This is a genomic window from Sneathia vaginalis, assembly GCF_000973085.1.
Classification (GTDB): Bacteria; Fusobacteriota; Fusobacteriia; order Fusobacteriales; family Leptotrichiaceae; genus Sneathia; species Sneathia vaginalis.
Genome location: NZ_CP011280.1, coordinates 1,079,476 through 1,095,744, shown reverse-complemented (window position 1 = coordinate 1,095,744; position 16,269 = coordinate 1,079,476). Strand labels below are relative to the sequence as shown.

Below are 16,269 nucleotides of genomic sequence, written 5' to 3'. Positions count from 1 at the left end.
TGTTTTTTAACTAAAATATTTTTTTTCAGTTATACACAAATACAAAAACAGGGATATAATATAGTATATAAAGATTGTGGAGGTTAGATATGAGAATTTATGATATTAAAAATATTAGAAATATAGCAGTGTTGGGTCAGACTGGTGCTGGTAAAAGCAATTTCATTGAATCTTTAGAATATACAGTTGGGTTAGTAGATAAAATTTCAAATCCTAATGATATATTTAAAATGACTAATACAACTATGTTAAATACAATGGAATATCAAAATATTAAGTATAATTTTTTGGATATACCAGGTTATTCAGACTTTGTAGGAGAAGTAAAATCAGGATTAGCAGCAGCTGCTGGTGCAATTATTGTAGTGGATGCAACAACTGACGTATCAATAGGTACAGAATTAGCTTTTGAAGCGGTAGATGAAAAAAAACTTCCTAAGATAATCTTTATTAACAAAATAGACAGCGAAAAAGCAGATTTTGACAAGATAATACGTGAATTAAAACAAAAATTTGGTAAAAGAATAGCACCTTTCCACATACCTTGGGGAACAGGTAAAGACTTTAAAGGTCATATTAATGTTGTAGACCTATATGCCAGAATATATGACGGAAAATCTTGTAATGATGCACCTATGCCTAAAGACATATATTATACAGAAATAAGGGACATGTTATTAGAAGCTGTAGCTGAAACTAGTGAAGAATTAATGGATAAATACTTTGCAGGTGAAGAATTTACAACAGAACAAATGCATGAAGGATTAAGAAAAGGTGTTTTAGATGGAACATTAGTGCCTGTAATATGCGGATCTAGTTACAAGAATATTGGACTACATACTACATTTAACATGATAAGAGAATATATGCCATCACCTATTGATAATGTAAGTGTAAAAAGCCATGTAAAAGACTTTAGTGCACAAATATTTAAGACAGTAATAGATCCATTTTTAGGAGTTTTGTCATATGCTAAAGTTGTTTCAGGGGAAATAAAGAGCGATACCGAAGTGTATAATATCAACAAAAAGGAAACAGAAAAAATAGGTAAGATATATACTTGGGTACATGACAATTTAGTAGAATTACCTAAGGCAATAGTTGGAGATATTGTTGTATTTACAAAACTTTTATACACCAAAAACTCAGATACTTTAAGTACTAATCCTAATATGGAACCTATACCTGCAATAGAATTTCCTAAAGAACAAATGCTAATTGCCATAGTTCCAGAAAAGAAAGCCGATGAAGAAAAGATATCTAATGCATTGCATAAATTAAGAGATGAAGACTCATCATTCTATTGGAGACGTGATCAAGAAACAGGACAAACAGTATTAGGTGTTCAAGGAGAAATTCATGCTAATAGGATAATAGAAAAGTTACTAAAACGTTATGGAGTTAAGGTCATTGTAACAGAACTTAAAGTTCCATATAGGGAAACAATAAAGGGAACATCAGATGTGCAAGGTAAATACAAAAAACAATCTGGTGGTCACGGGCAATATGGAGATGTAAAAATTAGATTCTCACATACTAAGGAACACTTTGAATTTAGTGAAGAAATAGTAGGAGGAGCTGTACCTAAATCATATATCCCAGCCGTTGAAAAAGGGTTAATAGAAGCCATGAAAGAAGGAGTATTAGCAGGTTATCCAGTTACTGGTATAAAGGCAGTGCTTTATGATGGTTCATACCATGAAGTAGACTCATCAGAAATGGCATTCAAAGTTGCAGCTTCACTAGCATTCAAAAAAGGTATGCAAGAAGCTAATCCAGTATTGTTAGAACCCATAATGCAATTAAGCATAACTATACCAGAAGATTATGTTGGTGATATTATGGGAGATATTAGTAAAAGACGTGGTAAGGTACTAGGAATGGAAAGCTTATACAACGGTAAGCAAACCTTAAAAGCAGTAGCACCTATGGCGGAAACTTTTAAATATATTAATGATTTAAAATCTATGACTCAAGGAAAGGGTAAATTTGAAATGGTATTTTTAAACTATGAAGAAGTACCACAAGAAATTGCTGTAAAGATCATAGAAAAGAAAAGAGCTAACCAATAATGAAAGTAACAGTGATAGAACCTTTAAATGTTGATATGACAGAAGTCAAGAATATGTTTAAAGAAAAAGGAATTGATTTTGTAGTTTATGAAACAAAAGCTAAAGATGCTAATGAATTGTATGAAAGAGCAAAAGACAGTGATGTACTTGTAATTGCTAATACAAAATTTCCTAATGAAGTTCTAGAAAAATTAGAAAAAACAAAGTATATTTCTATAGCTTTTACAGGCTTTGATCATATAGATGTAGAGAAAGCTAAAAGCATGGGAATAGTTGTTTCAAATTCTAGAGGATATTCAGATATATGTGTAGCTGAACTTGTTATAGGACAAGTATTGAATATTTATAGAGAGTTGAATAAAAGAGGCGTACATTCTGGATATGAAATACATGGAAAAACAGTTGGCATCATTGGCTATGGGAATATAGGGCAAAGAGTTTCTAAATTATTTAGTAGTTTTGGAGCAAGTACCATATACTATGATCCCCATCAGGTAGGTACTAGCACACTAGAAGAAGTTTTAAGAAGTTCGGATATATTAACTCTGCATATACCTTTAAATAAAGAAACAGAAAATTTCATGAATTATGATAAATTAAGTCTTTTAAAACCTACTGCTATTTTAATAAATACAGCACGTCCTAGTGTATTAAATACAAATGATCTAGCTAGAATATTAAAAGAAAAAAGAATTTATGCTGTAGCTTTAGACGTGTTTAATGATTATGACTTGCTAAAAGAATATGATAATGTATTTGTAACAGATCATATTGCATATCTGACTCATGAATCTATGGTTAGAAGATTAAAAATATGCATTGATAATGTTATACAGTATATTGATGGAAATATACAAAATAGAGTGAACTGAATAGTATAAAAATCGAGGGCAAACACCCTCGATTAATTTTTCTTTATAACATACATAAAACAAATTCCTAATAAATTTAATATCATCAAAATAGCTAAGTATATATGTTGTGATAATGTATTAAAGTATGGCACTATGCTATTTTGTATGAAAAACATATTTGTTCCTAATCCCTTATTTCCTACATATGCAAAAGATATTAGGATAAATAGGGATATGATACTACAAACTAAACCTGCAAATACCACCTTTTGTCTTAAGAAGTAAGAACCATAAAGTATGGCTAAGATTATTAAGAAATAGTTGGTAGTTATTAAAAACAGGTGTAGTAGATTATCACATTTAATAGGGATAAATAGTAGTATTAAGAGTATCACATACATAAAGTGATATGATAGGTTAAAGCACATCCTGTTATTTGTAATTAAGAATATTATGCAACTAATTAGAACGACAGTACTTACTAAAGAAAAATTAGTAAATATTGACCATTTTTTAAAGATTATATATGAGATATCTAAAGCTTTAAATATTACTAATACTATACCTAAAAACTTAGCATACTTATACTTATTCCTTACAACAAAGCCCATAGAGAAAAGTACTAAAAGCACTATAGTCGCAAAACTTAGAGCATAAATATATTCCTTATTAAACATATGCATACTATTTAACCAATCTAGCTGCATCATTTGCTATCATTAATTCTTCAGCAGTTTCTATCTTGTAAATTTTAACTTTTGAAGTAGGTTTTGAATATTCAACATCTCCAGAAATCATTTCTTTATTCTTTTCATAGTCTAATTCTATTCCTAAAAATTCAAGACCACGGCATATACCTTCACGAGCTCTAAATGCATTTTCACCTATACCACCAGTGAATGCTATTGCATCTACACCACCAAGTGCTACTATGTATGATCCTATGTAACTTCTTACTCTGTAACAGAACATTTCATATGCTAATTTAGCACGTTTATCACCATTTATCATAGCATCTTGTACATCTCTAAAGTCAGAACTCTTACCGAATATACCTAATAATCCTGATTTCTTATTCAATCTAGTATCAGTTTCACTAGCACTTAAATTTCTCTTTTGCATGATGTATAAAGGAACAGCAGGGTCTATATCACCACAACGTGTACCCATCATAACACCAGCTAATGGAGTTAATCCCATAGAAGTATCAATTACCTTACCGTCTTTAACGGCAGATATAGAGGCACCATTACCAAGATGGCAAACAATAATTTTAGAATCTTTTTTACCTAATAGTTCACTTGCTCTGTTACTTACAAATTTATGTGATGTACCATGGAATCCATATTTTCTTACCTTTAATTCAGTATAGTCTTCTTCAGGTACAGGGTATCTATATGCATAATCTGGCATAGTTTGGTGGAAAGCTGTATCGAATACTACAACTTGTGGTGTATTAGGTAATAGTTTTTGTATAACCTTTATACCCATTAAGTTAGCAGGATTATGTAGTGGAGCTAAGTCAGCCAATTCTTCTATTTTTTTAATAACGTCATCATTTACTAGTACTGCATCATCGAAGTATTCACCACCATGAACAACTCTATGACCTATTGCATCTACATCATCCATAGAAGAAATTACACCATTAGTTTTATCTTGTAATTTTTCTAGTACAACTTGTATTGCAACTTTGTGGTCTTGCATAGGAGTAGGTTTTTCAATTTCATTGTAACCAGTAACCTTGTTTTTGTAAGTGAATATTTGGTTACTAATACCTATTCTTTCACAAATTCCTTTGGCTAGAGTTTTTTTAGTTTCTGTGTCTATAAGTTCAAATTTAAGTGATGAACTACCACTGTTAATTACTAATATTTTCATATATATTCTCTCCTTATTTTGCTTCACAACATGCAATTGCTACTATACTTACTATATCATCATCACTACATCCTCTTGATAAATCATGAACTGGACTTGCAAGACCTTGGATAAGTGGACCTAATGCAGTAGCACCTGCTAATCTTTGTACTAGTTTGTAACCAATGTTTCCAGCTGATAAATTAGGGAAAATGAATACATTTGCACTACCTGCAACAGTAGAACCTTTAGCTTTTAATTGAGCAACCTTAGGAACTACAGCAGCATCAAATTGTAATTCACCATCATAGGCAAAATCTACATTCTTTTCATCAAGTATCTTTTTAGCTTCTCTCATCTTAGTTACTGTTTCACCTTCTGCACTACCCTTAGTTGAGTAAGTAAGTAGGGCAACCTTAGGTTCTTTAATTCTTGCAACTAATCTTGCTTTTTCTACAGCTGAGATAGTAATATCAGCTATTTGTTCTGCTGTTGGTTCTGGTATAACACCACAGTCAGAGAATACCATAGTACCATTTTCACCATAAGTATTATCCTTTAAAAGCATAACGAAAGAACTTGATACTGTTTTTAATCCTTTTTTAGGACCTATTACTTGTATAGCTGCTCTTAAAACACTAGCAGTAGGAGATAATGAACCTGCTACCATACCATCAGCCATTTTCATTCTAACCAACATAGCTCCAAAGAATCTAGGGTCAGTAGTCATGATAGTCTTAGCTTGTTCAAAAGTCATACCTTTTTTTGCTCTTAATTTTGCGTATTCATTAGCAAAATCATCTATTTTGTCAAAATTAGTTTGGTCTATTATTTTAACACCAGCTATATCAACACCGTATTTTTTTGCATCGCTTTCAACCTTATCTTTAGAACCTATAAGGATAAGATTAGCAAAACCTTGTTTAAGAATTTTAGCCGCAGCTCTAATAACTCTTTCATCTTCAGTTTCAGGAAGCACTATACACTTTTTGTTAGATTGCACTTCTTCCTTTATTTCTTCAATTAAATTTCTAGACATATTATGTCCCCCTTATTTATTAAAAATTTCTTTTACAAAACTTTTTGGATCAAAGACTTTTAAGTCATTGATACCTTCACCAACACCTAAGAATTTTACAGGTTTTTGTAATTCTTCTATTATTGGGAATATTATACCTCCCTTAGCTGTTCCATCATATTTTGTAAGTATTACACCAGTAATAGAGGTTATTTCATTAAATATTTTAGCTTGTTCTAAACCATTTTGACCAGTTGTAGCATCTATTACAAGCAAAGTTTCAATATTTGCAGAATCAATTTTATTGGTTATTATCTTTTTAATTTTACCCAATTCATCCATTAAATCTTTTTTGTTATGTAATCTTCCAGCAGTATCTATTATACTAACCTGTATGTTTTCGCTGTTTAAATAGTTTAATGTATCAAAAACAACAGCAGCAGGATCAGTTCCTTTTTTTTGTGATATTACTTTAACTGAAACTCTCTTACCCCATTCTTCTAGTTGTTCAATAGCTGCAGCACGGAAAGTATCAGCTGCACCTATTACTAATGTATAGCCACTGTTTTTAATAATATTAGCTATTTTACCAACAGATGTAGTCTTACCAACTCCATTAACACCTACAAGTAGTATTACATTCTTTTTAGACTTATCTAATCTTAGTGAGTTATCACTAAACTTATTTATCTTACCTATTAATATTTCTTCTAGCTTAGCATAGACTTCATCAGTAGTAGAAAAATTATTCTTCATTAACTCTTCTATTATACTGCTGGTAGTCTTTATACCCATATCAGATTGGATTAAAAGTTCTTCTAATTCTTCGTATAGTTCATCTGTTATGCTTTGACCTACAAAAAATTCTTTTAATTTTGTGAAAAATCCTTTTTTAGGTTTAAGTAATGACATATTCTACACTCCTTTATACTCACGCTCAGCTTGTGATTGTTCAAGATAATATGGATGAATACTTGCAATATCTTCTTTTTGTGCAAGATTATCTTTAAACATATCATAAAATACTTTAGAATCAACTAGGAGTTTGTGGTAACTTATTTTAACAGTATCTAAAGTTTCAATCACTTCTCTATAGTTATATGCTATATCTCCAGCAAATACAATACTTTTCTTTGTATTTTTTAATTCTTCAACTAGAGTATATATGTTTCCTATAGTATCATCTTTAATTTTTACGCCATTTTCGTGAATGTTGTAATATATTTTACCTTTTCTTGAATCAATTCCAGATACAACAATACTAGCTAAGTCTTTTGCAGGATAGAATATAGCATCCAATTCAGACACGCTAAAAATTTCAACATCTTTTTCTAAAGCAAAGATACCTTTAATTAAAGACATAGCTATTCTAATACCTGTAAAAGATCCAGGTCCTTTAGAAATTATTACACGTTTAACATCTTGTATACTTTCACCAGTCCATTCAAAAAGACTTTTTACTTGATTTAATATATTAACCGAATGGGTCTTTTTAACATTAACGTCAATAGATCCTAGTAAAAGATCATCTTGAAAAAGACTCATGCTAGCAAGTTTAGTTGAAGTTGTAATTGTAAATGTCAACATAATTTTTTTCACCATCTTTCATAGTATATATTGATATATATCTTGTGTCTAAACTATCATGTTCTATTTTAAAGAAAAGACAGTTATCTGGTAGTGAATGAGGTATTAAATCAGCCCATTCTATTAAAACTAAACCAGGAGCATCAATATAGTCAAAGTAGCCAATTTCATAAAGGCTATCTTCGTTACTAATTCTATATACATCAAAATGTGCGATGTCAATGCTAGGGGTAGTATATTCAATTAAGAATGTAAAAGTTGGACTCTTTACAGGCACACAAACGCCAAGGTCCTTTAAAAGTCTCTTGGCGAATGCAGTTTTTCCTGTACCTAAATCACCTATTAAGGCGATACAAATACTTTTTTCCTTATTTTCTGATATCTTACTAGCAATGTGATCAATGATATTATTTATTTCATTAAAATTTAATTTTGTATGTTTTATACCAGTCATATTATACCACTTTTTTCCTATTTTGTACCAAAAATTCTGTCTCCAGCGTCACCTAAACCAGGGTAAATGTATGCGTGTTCATTTAAACCTTGATCAATAGCAGCAACATAAAGATTTATCTTTGGATATTTTTCAATAATTGCCTTTATACCTTCTGGTGCGGCTATTATACACATTACAGTAATATTCTTAATATCAACACCTAGATTTACAAGATAATCTAATGTGTAAATTATAGATCCACCAGTTGCTAACATAGGGTCAGTTATTATTACCTTACTTTCAAGAATGTTTGTAGGCATTTTTGCATAGTAGTATGTAGGCTTGAATGTTTCTTCATTACGGTAAACCCCTAAATGTCCTACTTTAGCATTAGGTATTAAGTCAAGTAGAGCGTCAACCATACCAAGTCCTGCTCTTAGGATAGGAACAATTGTAACTGGTTGAGATAATACTTTAGTAGTTGTTGTCATTATAGGTGTAGTAGTTTCAGTGTCCTTAACCTTGAAGTCTTTTGTTGCTTCATAAACCATAAGTGCTGCTATTTCATAAAGACTTTCTCTAAACAACTTTGTGTCAGTATCCTTGTTTCTTAAATTAGTCAACTTATGTTCAATAAGTGGGTGATTAAATTCAAAAATTGCCATTAAATATACCTCCTAAATTATTTCAAAAAAAAGCAGAGCACGTACTCTGCAAAAATTATAAATTATATTTTTTCTTAAATTTATCAACTCTTCCAGTTTCATCAACAAATTTTGATTTTCCTGTGTAGAACGGATGTGAAGTTGAGCTTATAGCCACTTTAATAACAGGGTATTCTTTACCTTCAAAAGTAGCAGTATCTTTAGTTTCTTTAGTAGATTTTCCTAAAAACATATACCCATTGCTTGTGTCTTCAAATACAACTAATCTGTATTCAGGGTGTAAACCTTTTTTCATTTGTGGAAACTCCTTTCATGTTTATTTCTTCAAACTATATTATCATATATTCATATGAAAGTAAAGTAAAATATTGTAAAATTATTTGTCATAAAGTATAATAAGGTAAATTGCAGAAAGGAGCTACATTATGAGGAAGAAAGTTTTAAGTATTTTAGCAATAATTGTGATACTTTGTGCAGGAATAGGTGAGTATTTCGTTCGATATGCAATGAAAAATCCTAATCCACGTGGAATTAATGTGGAGTATATAAAACGGGATGATAAGAAATTGGCTGTAATACTACATGGGTATAAGACGGATGCAAAAAGAATGGAAAGAGAAAAAGACATATTCCTAAAAATGAATTATTCTGTCCTATTAATCGATAACCAAAGTAAGTACTATACATTTGGTAAAAATGAAAAAAGAGTATTAATAGACATATTAAAACAGTACAAAGATAAAGATATCACACTATATGGTATGTCTATGGGTGCAGCAACTGTTCTTCAAGCTGCAGGTGAAAAAGATTTTCCTAAAAATGTTAAAGTCCTTATAGTCGATTCCCCATACGATGACATATACTCAGTATTTAAACAAGAGTTGAAGAAAAGATTTAATTTACCTGAATATCCTGTATTACCACTTGCAAGAATTGTTGCCTTCTTACAATTAGGTGTGGATATAAAGGGGATAAATGCAAGTAAGAATATAAACAACACAAATGTACCCATCTTATTCTTACATGGCACAGCTGATACTTTTGTAACTCCAAATCAAAGTAAAAAGATATATGATAAGTATAATGGGAAGAAAGAATACATTAAGTTTAATGGCATTAAACATTCAGAAATGGATATGTATTGTAAAGACAAATACGAGAGCAGTATAAGACAATTTTTGAATGAAAATCAAAAATAATAGACACAATTTAAAAAATAGTGTATAATTTAAACAAAAAAAGGAGATATAAAATGAAAAAAATTATAGCAATTTCAGCTTTATTAACAAGCCTATTAGCAATAGCTGGGCCAAAAGAAGATATAAATAAGGCTGAAGATTTATTTAAAAAAGGAAAAAATGAAGAAGCAATTAAAATTTTAAAAGAATCAAAAAATGTAAAAGGTGAAGAAGCAGAATATGAAAGAATTAATTATTTTTTAGCACAAAATGCAAAAACAAATGAAGAAGCTATTGAATACTTAAAAAAGGCAGCTGAAAATCCAAAATCAAATAGTCAAGTAGCAGTACAAGCTAATATATATTTAGCAAACAGTGCTAAGACAACTAAAGAAAAAATTAAATATTTAGAAATATTAAACGAAAGATTAAATAAAAATGACTTAGATACTTTATCAGTTTTAGCAGCACTATACAAAGTAGAAAATGAAACATCTAAATTCAATGATATTGTAAAATTAATTGAAAATACAAAAAGACAAGATACAATAGATAACTTTAACCTATTACTTGGAAGAGCTTTATTAGGTGAAAATAAAGAATCAGATGGTATATCATATTTAAATAAGGCAGCAAATTCAAAATTTGTTAATATTAAGTCTGGTGTATATTTAGCTTATGCAGATTACTATTTAGCAAAAAAAGACGTTAAAAATGCAACTAGATATTTAAATGGAGCATCAGTAGATAAAGATAATTATTATTTAATTTCTAATAGATTTTTAAATTATATAGGAGATGTTAAAACAGCTTATTCATATGCAGAAAAAGCTTACAACAATTCACCAGCTGTTAATGAATACTTAAATTATGTATTTGTATTATCAACAATAACTAAAGATAGCAAAGGTGAAGCAAAATATGCAAATCTATTAAAGAAAAAAGGAGCTAAAAATATTACATTAGCAGTCTTACTATACAATAATGGAATAAATGAATCAGCAGAAAAATATGCAAAATTAGCACTTAAAGATAAATCTAAAGATGCAGACCTTTTACTATCACTAATATATGGTAATACAGGTAAAATAGATCTAGCTATTACACACGCTAAAAAAGCTGTAGCAAATAAGCTTACAGGTGCAGATAATATATTAAAACAATTAGAAGCAATAAAGAAACAAGCTAAATAAAATATTAATTAATTAAAGATGTTACTATTATTCCCATAATAGTAGCATTTTTTTTAAAAAAATAATATAATTGACATAAGAAAAAAGGAGCGGATAATATGTTTGATGCAAGTGATCTATTAAAACTAATGAGACCTAATGAAGTAATAAATTATCAAAAGATGCTTATGCAGGTAATAGAAGAATGGAAGAAGCATGATGAAAAACCAAAAGTAATATTACATAGTTGTTGTGCACCTTGTAGTACATATACATTAGAATTTATGTGTAATTATGCAGATATTACCATACTTTTTGCAAATTCAAACATACATCCAGAATATGAGTATAGAAAAAGAAGTAGTGAACAAAGAGCGTTTATAGAAAAATTTAATAAGCAAACTGGGAATAATGTTAAGTATATAGAAGAGCCATATAAGCCACTAGAATTCTTTAAGATTATGCGTGGTTTGGAAAAAGAACCAGAAGGAGGACTTCGTTGCAGTGCTTGTTTTGCATATAGGTTAGATATAGTTGCAAAAAAGGCAGTAGAATTAAATTATGACTATTTTGGTTCAGCACTTACAATAAGCCCCATGAAAAATTCTCAGTTGATTAATAAGATAGGGTTTTCTATACAAAGTATATATAAGACAAAGTACTTGCCATCAGATTTTAAAAAGAATAATGGGTATAAAAGATCTATAGAATTATGTGAGATATATAATGTATATAGACAATGTTACTGTGGTTGTATTTTTGCAGCAGATAGGGATAAATTCAGACAGACTATTAAAGAAGGGAAAGAACATGGTTTTTGATTGTATAATAATAGGTGCAGGAGCATCGGGGACGGTTTGTGCGATAAAAGCTGCAATGAATCACAAAAAAGTTTTGCTTTTAGAACATAAAGATAGAATTTTGAAAAAACTATTAGTCACAGGTAATGGTAGATGTAATTTCACTAATATTAATGCAACATACAAGAATTATACTGGAAACAATACAAAAGATATTGTAAATGTATTAACTAGTTATGGACCAGATAAGATTATACAATTTTTTGAGAATATGGGTATTTATCCTTATACAGAAACTAATGGTAAAACTTATCCAAGATCTCTTCAAGCAGCTTCTATGGTTGATAGCATACGTTTAAAGTTAGAAGTTTTAGGAGTAGATATAAAGTTAGGATATGAAGTAAAAAGTGTAAAAAAAAGAGATGGCGTTTTTTGTATTAATAATGAGTTTTTTGCTAAGTCATTAGTACTTGCAACAGGTGGGTATAGTTATCCTAATTTAGGTTCTGATGGTTCAGGATATGAAATTTCTAAAAAATTAGGTCATAAGATAACAGAACTTACACCAATTTTAGTGCAACTTAAAACAGAAAAAGAATATATAAAGGGGTTAGAAGGCATAAAGGTAGATTGTATAGTTAGTGCAGTGTATAAAGGTGAGATTGTAAGGCAAGAAAAAGGTGAATTGCTATTCACAACTTATGGTATATCAGGGCCTACTATTTTTAATTTAACATATCTTTTACCGAAGTATAAGTTTAAGATGGAATATGTAGTAGACTTTGTCCCAGAAATATCAAAAAAAGACCTATTACCTTACTTATACAAAAGAAAAAATATGTTAAAAGACTTAGAAACAACTGAATTTTTAAATGGATTTTTGCCTAAAAAATTAGGTATGTTCTTATTAAAAAAATCTGGACTTGAAAAATTAAATATCTTAATAAGGGATATAGAGTATGAGAGTATAGAAAGATTAGCTACACTTTTAAAAGGGTATAGTATAAAAGCAAATGATACTATGGGATTTAATAATGCTCAAGTTACAGCAGGTGGAGTAGATACAAATGATGTAGATACAACATTAGAGTCTAAAAAAGTAGAAAATCTTTACTTTACTGGTGAAATTCTTGATATTTATGGAGAATGCGGAGGGTATAATCTGCAATTTGCCTTTGCAACAGGTCTATTAGTAGGAGATAGTATATGATAAGATTAACAGGATTAAAATTAAGCGTAGATCATGAAAAAAGTGATATATATACAGCAATATACGATAAATTGGGAGAAAAAGTTAAAATAAAGGAATTTAAGATTTCAAATAAGGCAATAGATGCAAGAAAAAAGCCTAATATATATATAGTATATTCAGTAGATATTGAAGTTGATAACGAAGATAAATATGTAGATGGTAATACAATTAAAAAGTTAGTAAATGAAAAGTACGTTATACCAAACTTAAGTGAGTATAAGGGTTTAAGACCTGTAATAGTAGGTAGTGGACCAGGAGGAATATTTGCAGGGTTAATTCTAGCAAAAGCAGGACTTAATCCCATAATCTTAGAACGTGGTAAGGCAGTAGATGATAGAATAACTGATGTGTATAATTTTTTTAATACAGGTAAGTTAGATGTTACATCTAACGTACAATTTGGTGAAGGTGGTGCTGGAACATTTTCTGATGGTAAGTTAACTACTAATAGCCATAATAGTAGAATAAGAATAGTTATAGACGAATTAATTAATGCTGGAGCAGATGAGAATATATCATACATTGCAAAACCACATATTGGAACAGATGTACTTGTAAATGTAGTGAAAAAAGTTAGAGAAAAGATAGAAAAATTAGGTGGAGAGTATAGATTTTTAAATCAGTTAGTAGATATTAAGTATACTAATGATAGACTTAAGGCTTTAGTTGTAAAAAAAGCTGATGGAAGCACCTATGAAATAGAGACAGATTATTGTATTTTAGCAATAGGGCATAGTGCAAGAGATACAATATATATGCTAAAAAATCGTGGAGTTTACTTAACAAAGAAATCTTTTGCTGTAGGATTTAGAATAGAACATAAGCAAGGGTATATAAACGAATGTCAATATGGTAAAAACTATTCCAAAAAATTACCACCAGCTGAGTACAAGATAAATGTTAGAACAAAAACAGGTAGAGGTGTATACACCTTTTGTATGTGCCCAGGTGGTGTAGTTGTACCAGCTTCTAGTGAACAAGGTTATCTTGCAATAAATGGTATGAGTTACAATAAAAGAAATTTAGAAAATGCAAATTCCGCAGTTTTAGTTAATGTAGAACCTAGTGATTTACCAGAAGATGTTATGAGTGGTATAGAGTTTCAAAGAGAAATAGAACATAAGGCATTCTTACTAGGTGGTTCTAATTACAAAGCACCTGTACAACTAGCTAAAGACTATATCGCAGGAGTTAAGACAACTAAATTATTAGATGTTAAGCCAAGCTATAGTATAGGGTATACACTAGCAGATTTAAATGAAATATTACCAAAATACTTAAATGATGCACTAAAAGAAGGACTTGTTGGACTTAATAGAAAATTAAAAGATTTTTCTAATAAGTCTAGTGTATTAACAGGTGTAGAAAGTAGAAGTTCATCCCCAGTTAGAATTAATAGGGATAAAGATACAATGTATTGTAATGTTTTAGGCTTAATACCTTGTGGTGAGGGTGCAGGTTATGCAGGTGGTATAATGACAGCTGCTGTTGATGGAATTAAATGCAGTGAAAAAATATTGGAGGAAATACAAAATGATATATGATGAATGGCTAAATAGCCCATATATAGACGAAGAAGATAAGAAGATAATGAGAAAAATGAATAAAGATGAGATTGATGAAAACTTTTGCAAGTATATTAGCTTTGGTACAGGAGGTATAAGGGCTAAGATGGGGCTAGGGTCTAATAAATTAAATAAGTATATTATTCGCCTTGCAACACAAGGTCTAGCAAACTATATCAAAAAAGAATATACAGGAGAACTTAGTGTAGTAATTGCAAGAGATTGTAGAATTAATTCAGAACTATTTCAAAATGAGGCAGCAAAAGTCCTATCTTCCAATGGAATAAAGGTATATATTTACGATGGAGTTAGAAGTACACCTGAAATGACATATGCTATACGTAAATTAAAAACAAATGCAGGTATAGCAATAACTGCTAGCCATAATACTAAGGAGTATAATGGGTACAAGGTATATTTACAAGATGGTGGGCAAGTTGTACCTCCATATGTTGATGGGATAATAGAGGAAATAAAGAAAGTTGGTCTAGAAGACGTTAAACTAGATGAAGTTAAAGAGAATATTTTTGTACTAGATAAAACAATAGACGATTGCTTTATAACCGATATAAAAAAACTTAGTATAAAGCAAGGTAATGTAAATATTGTATATACACCACTACATGGTACAGCAGGTATACCTGTAACAAAAATATTAAAAGAAATGGGATATACAGTTAAAATAGTTGATACACAATTTAAACCAGATGGGAACTTTCCTACTGTAAAAAGTCCAAATCCAGAGTATAAGGAAGCGTTTGATGAAGCTTTAAAATATGTAGATAAAGATAGTGATATATTAATAGGTAATGATCCAGATTCAGACAGAATAGGAGTTGTAGTACCTAATAAAGGTAAATTTGTATATTTAACTGGAAATGAAATAGGAATGTTGGTCCTAGACTATATCCTAAAAACAAGAGATACATCAAAAAGAAATGTTGTTGCTACTACAATAGTATCTACACCTATGGTTGATAATGTTAAAGGTATACGGGTTAAAAAGACTTTGACAGGATTTAAGTATATAGGTGAGATAATAAAGAAGAGTGAAGAGGACTACTTATTTGGTTTTGAAGAAAGCTTTGGATTCCTTTATGGAACAACAACAAGGGATAAAGATGGAGTTAGTGCTACTATGATGGTTGCTGAAATGGCAGCATATTACAAGAATAATGGAAGTAATCTAATAGAACAATTAGAAAGTATACGTAATAAATACGGGGATTATAGGGAAGAAAGAATAAATCTAACTATTGATGGTGAAAAGGGTAAGGAAAAAATTAAAAAGATTATGGAAGAATTTAGAAAGTTAGATATTAAGAAGATAGACTACTTAAATGATGATACTAACTTACCAAAATCTAATGTATTACAATTTGACTATCCTGATAAAACAAGAATTCTAATTAGACCTTCAGGAACAGAACCTAAATTAAAGGTATATATTTATGCTATAGGTGAAGAAAAAGCAAAAGAATACAAGGAAGAAATTAAGAAAATAATTTGTCGAGTATAGTCTACAAAAATATTAAAATACAGAAAAATCCATAGTATAATCTACATGAGGTGATGCTATGGATTTTGTTGAAAGAAAAGAATATATTGATAAAATAAAGCCCTTTACTAAAAGATAAAAAAGATGTTGTAGGCACAAATGAAAAAAATATTGAAAGAATATTATCAAGTCTCATATTTATTAGAAACAGAAGAAACTAGAAATAGAGAATTTGGTGGATACCAAAAAGTTAATGATAATTATCCAAAATGGGATTATACAGTTTTTGTGTGAAAGAAGCATAAATTGACA

The 16,269-nt window shown here is 29.9% G+C and carries 17 protein-coding genes; 9 read left to right on the top strand and 8 right to left on the bottom strand.

The annotated features are described in order from the left end of the window. The first annotated feature begins 89 nt into the window (after window positions 1-89). Both VC03_RS05405 and VC03_RS05400 read left to right on the top strand, forming a co-directional pair. Entirely contained in the window at window positions 90-2,072 is a 1,983-nt protein-coding gene (locus VC03_RS05405; RefSeq protein WP_046329017.1) for an elongation factor G, read from the top strand. Next, entirely contained in the window at window positions 2,072-2,944 is an 873-nt protein-coding gene (locus tag VC03_RS05400) for an NAD(P)-dependent oxidoreductase (RefSeq protein WP_046329016.1), read from the top strand. Before VC03_RS05405 ends, VC03_RS05400 begins: the two co-directional genes overlap by 1 nt. A 32-nt stretch (window positions 2,945-2,976) precedes the next feature. Here VC03_RS05400 and VC03_RS05395 read toward each other — a convergent pair whose 3' ends face one another. From VC03_RS05395 to VC03_RS05360, 8 genes are read right to left on the bottom strand one after another with little or no spacing between them, the layout of a single operon-like run. After that, window positions 2,977-3,636 carry a TMEM164 family acyltransferase gene (locus tag VC03_RS05395; RefSeq protein WP_144406238.1) on the bottom strand — a complete coding sequence of 220 codons (660 nt, stop codon included), beginning with the start codon at window positions 3,634-3,636 and terminating at the stop codon, window positions 2,977-2,979. Continuing rightward, complete coding sequence (locus tag VC03_RS05390) at window positions 3,611-4,807, bottom strand: acetate/propionate family kinase (protein WP_046329014.1); 1,197 nt, start codon at window positions 4,805-4,807, stop codon at window positions 3,611-3,613. The genes VC03_RS05395 and VC03_RS05390 overlap by 26 nt, the downstream gene beginning before the upstream one ends. A 13-nt stretch (window positions 4,808-4,820) precedes the next feature. Next, a complete protein-coding gene (gene pta / locus VC03_RS05385; RefSeq protein ID WP_046329013.1) occupies window positions 4,821-5,825 on the bottom strand; it encodes a phosphate acetyltransferase in 1,005 nt (334 codons plus the stop codon). A 12-nt stretch (window positions 5,826-5,837) separates the two neighbouring features. Then, entirely contained in the window at window positions 5,838-6,716 is an 879-nt protein-coding gene (ftsY, locus tag VC03_RS05380; RefSeq protein ID WP_084710373.1) for a signal recognition particle-docking protein FtsY, read from the bottom strand. Between the two features lie 3 nt (window positions 6,717-6,719). Beyond that, a complete protein-coding gene (gene tsaB, locus VC03_RS06715; RefSeq protein WP_046329012.1) occupies window positions 6,720-7,391 on the bottom strand; it encodes a tRNA (adenosine(37)-N6)-threonylcarbamoyltransferase complex dimerization subunit type 1 TsaB in 672 nt (223 codons plus the stop codon). Further along, window positions 7,360-7,845 (bottom strand): tRNA (adenosine(37)-N6)-threonylcarbamoyltransferase complex ATPase subunit type 1 TsaE, encoded by a 486-nt coding sequence (gene tsaE / locus VC03_RS05370; protein ID WP_046329011.1) that lies wholly within the window; start codon window positions 7,843-7,845, stop codon window positions 7,360-7,362. Before tsaE ends, tsaB begins: the two co-directional genes overlap by 32 nt. Before the next feature lie 17 nt (window positions 7,846-7,862). Beyond that, window positions 7,863-8,492, bottom strand: a complete 630-nt coding sequence (upp, locus tag VC03_RS05365; protein ID WP_046329010.1) for a uracil phosphoribosyltransferase — start codon at window positions 8,490-8,492, stop codon at window positions 7,863-7,865. Between the two features lie 55 nt (window positions 8,493-8,547). Next, entirely contained in the window at window positions 8,548-8,787 is a 240-nt protein-coding gene (locus VC03_RS05360) for a type B 50S ribosomal protein L31 (RefSeq protein WP_046329009.1), read from the bottom strand. 130 nt (window positions 8,788-8,917) lie between these two features. Between VC03_RS05360 and VC03_RS05355 the strand changes: the two genes are divergently transcribed. From VC03_RS05355 to VC03_RS06875, 7 genes are all read left to right on the top strand, one after another. Then, complete coding sequence (locus VC03_RS05355; RefSeq protein ID WP_046329008.1) at window positions 8,918-9,691, top strand: alpha/beta hydrolase; 774 nt, start codon at window positions 8,918-8,920, stop codon at window positions 9,689-9,691. 53 nt (window positions 9,692-9,744) lie between these two features. Beyond that, complete coding sequence (locus tag VC03_RS05350) at window positions 9,745-10,863, top strand: tetratricopeptide repeat protein (RefSeq protein WP_046329007.1); 1,119 nt, start codon at window positions 9,745-9,747, stop codon at window positions 10,861-10,863. Window positions 10,864-10,961: 98 nt separating this feature from the next. Continuing rightward, on the top strand, window positions 10,962-11,663 hold the full coding sequence (locus VC03_RS05345) for an epoxyqueuosine reductase QueH (RefSeq protein ID WP_046329006.1): 702 nt from the start codon (window positions 10,962-10,964) through the stop codon (window positions 11,661-11,663). After that, window positions 11,653-12,852 carry a BaiN/RdsA family NAD(P)/FAD-dependent oxidoreductase gene (locus VC03_RS05340; protein WP_046329005.1) on the top strand — a complete coding sequence of 400 codons (1,200 nt, stop codon included), beginning with the start codon at window positions 11,653-11,655 and terminating at the stop codon, window positions 12,850-12,852. The genes VC03_RS05345 and VC03_RS05340 overlap by 11 nt, the downstream gene beginning before the upstream one ends. After that, the gene (locus VC03_RS05335; RefSeq protein ID WP_046329004.1) at window positions 12,849-14,438 is read left to right on the top strand and encodes an NAD(P)/FAD-dependent oxidoreductase; all 1,590 of its coding nucleotides are present in this window, start codon (window positions 12,849-12,851) and stop codon (window positions 14,436-14,438) included. The genes VC03_RS05340 and VC03_RS05335 overlap by 4 nt, the downstream gene beginning before the upstream one ends. Further along, window positions 14,428-15,978 (top strand): phospho-sugar mutase, encoded by a 1,551-nt coding sequence (locus VC03_RS05330; RefSeq protein ID WP_052727739.1) that lies wholly within the window; start codon window positions 14,428-14,430, stop codon window positions 15,976-15,978. Before VC03_RS05335 ends, VC03_RS05330 begins: the two co-directional genes overlap by 11 nt. A 138-nt stretch (window positions 15,979-16,116) precedes the next feature. Next, window positions 16,117-16,251 carry a hypothetical protein gene (locus tag VC03_RS06875; RefSeq protein WP_257719619.1) on the top strand — a complete coding sequence of 45 codons (135 nt, stop codon included), beginning with the start codon at window positions 16,117-16,119 and terminating at the stop codon, window positions 16,249-16,251. Window positions 16,252-16,269: the final 18 nt, after the last annotated feature.

Bases quoted from the DNA above. Each gene is read 5' to 3' on its own strand.
- VC03_RS05405 (WP_046329017.1), top strand. From the start codon at position 90: ATGAGAATTTATGATATTAAAAATATTAGAAATATAGCAGTGTTGGGT.
- VC03_RS05400 (WP_046329016.1), top strand. From the start codon at position 2,072: ATGAAAGTAACAGTGATAGAACCTTTAAATGTTGATATGACAGAAGTC.
- VC03_RS05395 (WP_144406238.1), bottom strand. From the start codon at position 3,636: ATGATGCAGCTAGATTGGTTAAATAGTATGCATATGTTTAATAAGGAA.
- VC03_RS05390 (WP_046329014.1), bottom strand. From the start codon at position 4,807: ATGAAAATATTAGTAATTAACAGTGGTAGTTCATCACTTAAATTTGAA.
- pta (WP_046329013.1), bottom strand. From the start codon at position 5,825: ATGTCTAGAAATTTAATTGAAGAAATAAAGGAAGAAGTGCAATCTAAC.
- ftsY (WP_084710373.1), bottom strand. From the start codon at position 6,716: ATGTCATTACTTAAACCTAAAAAAGGATTTTTCACAAAATTAAAAGAA.
- tsaB (WP_046329012.1), bottom strand. From the start codon at position 7,391: ATGTTGACATTTACAATTACAACTTCAACTAAACTTGCTAGCATGAGT.
- tsaE (WP_046329011.1), bottom strand. From the start codon at position 7,845: ATGACTGGTATAAAACATACAAAATTAAATTTTAATGAAATAAATAAT.
- upp (WP_046329010.1), bottom strand. From the start codon at position 8,492: ATGGCAATTTTTGAATTTAATCACCCACTTATTGAACATAAGTTGACT.
- VC03_RS05360 (WP_046329009.1), bottom strand. From the start codon at position 8,787: ATGAAAAAAGGTTTACACCCTGAATACAGATTAGTTGTATTTGAAGAC.
- VC03_RS05355 (WP_046329008.1), top strand. From the start codon at position 8,918: ATGAGGAAGAAAGTTTTAAGTATTTTAGCAATAATTGTGATACTTTGT.
- VC03_RS05350 (WP_046329007.1), top strand. From the start codon at position 9,745: ATGAAAAAAATTATAGCAATTTCAGCTTTATTAACAAGCCTATTAGCA.
- VC03_RS05345 (WP_046329006.1), top strand. From the start codon at position 10,962: ATGTTTGATGCAAGTGATCTATTAAAACTAATGAGACCTAATGAAGTA.
- VC03_RS05340 (WP_046329005.1), top strand. From the start codon at position 11,653: ATGGTTTTTGATTGTATAATAATAGGTGCAGGAGCATCGGGGACGGTT.
- VC03_RS05335 (WP_046329004.1), top strand. From the start codon at position 12,849: ATGATAAGATTAACAGGATTAAAATTAAGCGTAGATCATGAAAAAAGT.
- VC03_RS05330 (WP_052727739.1), top strand. From the start codon at position 14,428: ATGATATATGATGAATGGCTAAATAGCCCATATATAGACGAAGAAGAT.
- VC03_RS06875 (WP_257719619.1), top strand. From the start codon at position 16,117: ATGAAAAAAATATTGAAAGAATATTATCAAGTCTCATATTTATTAGAA.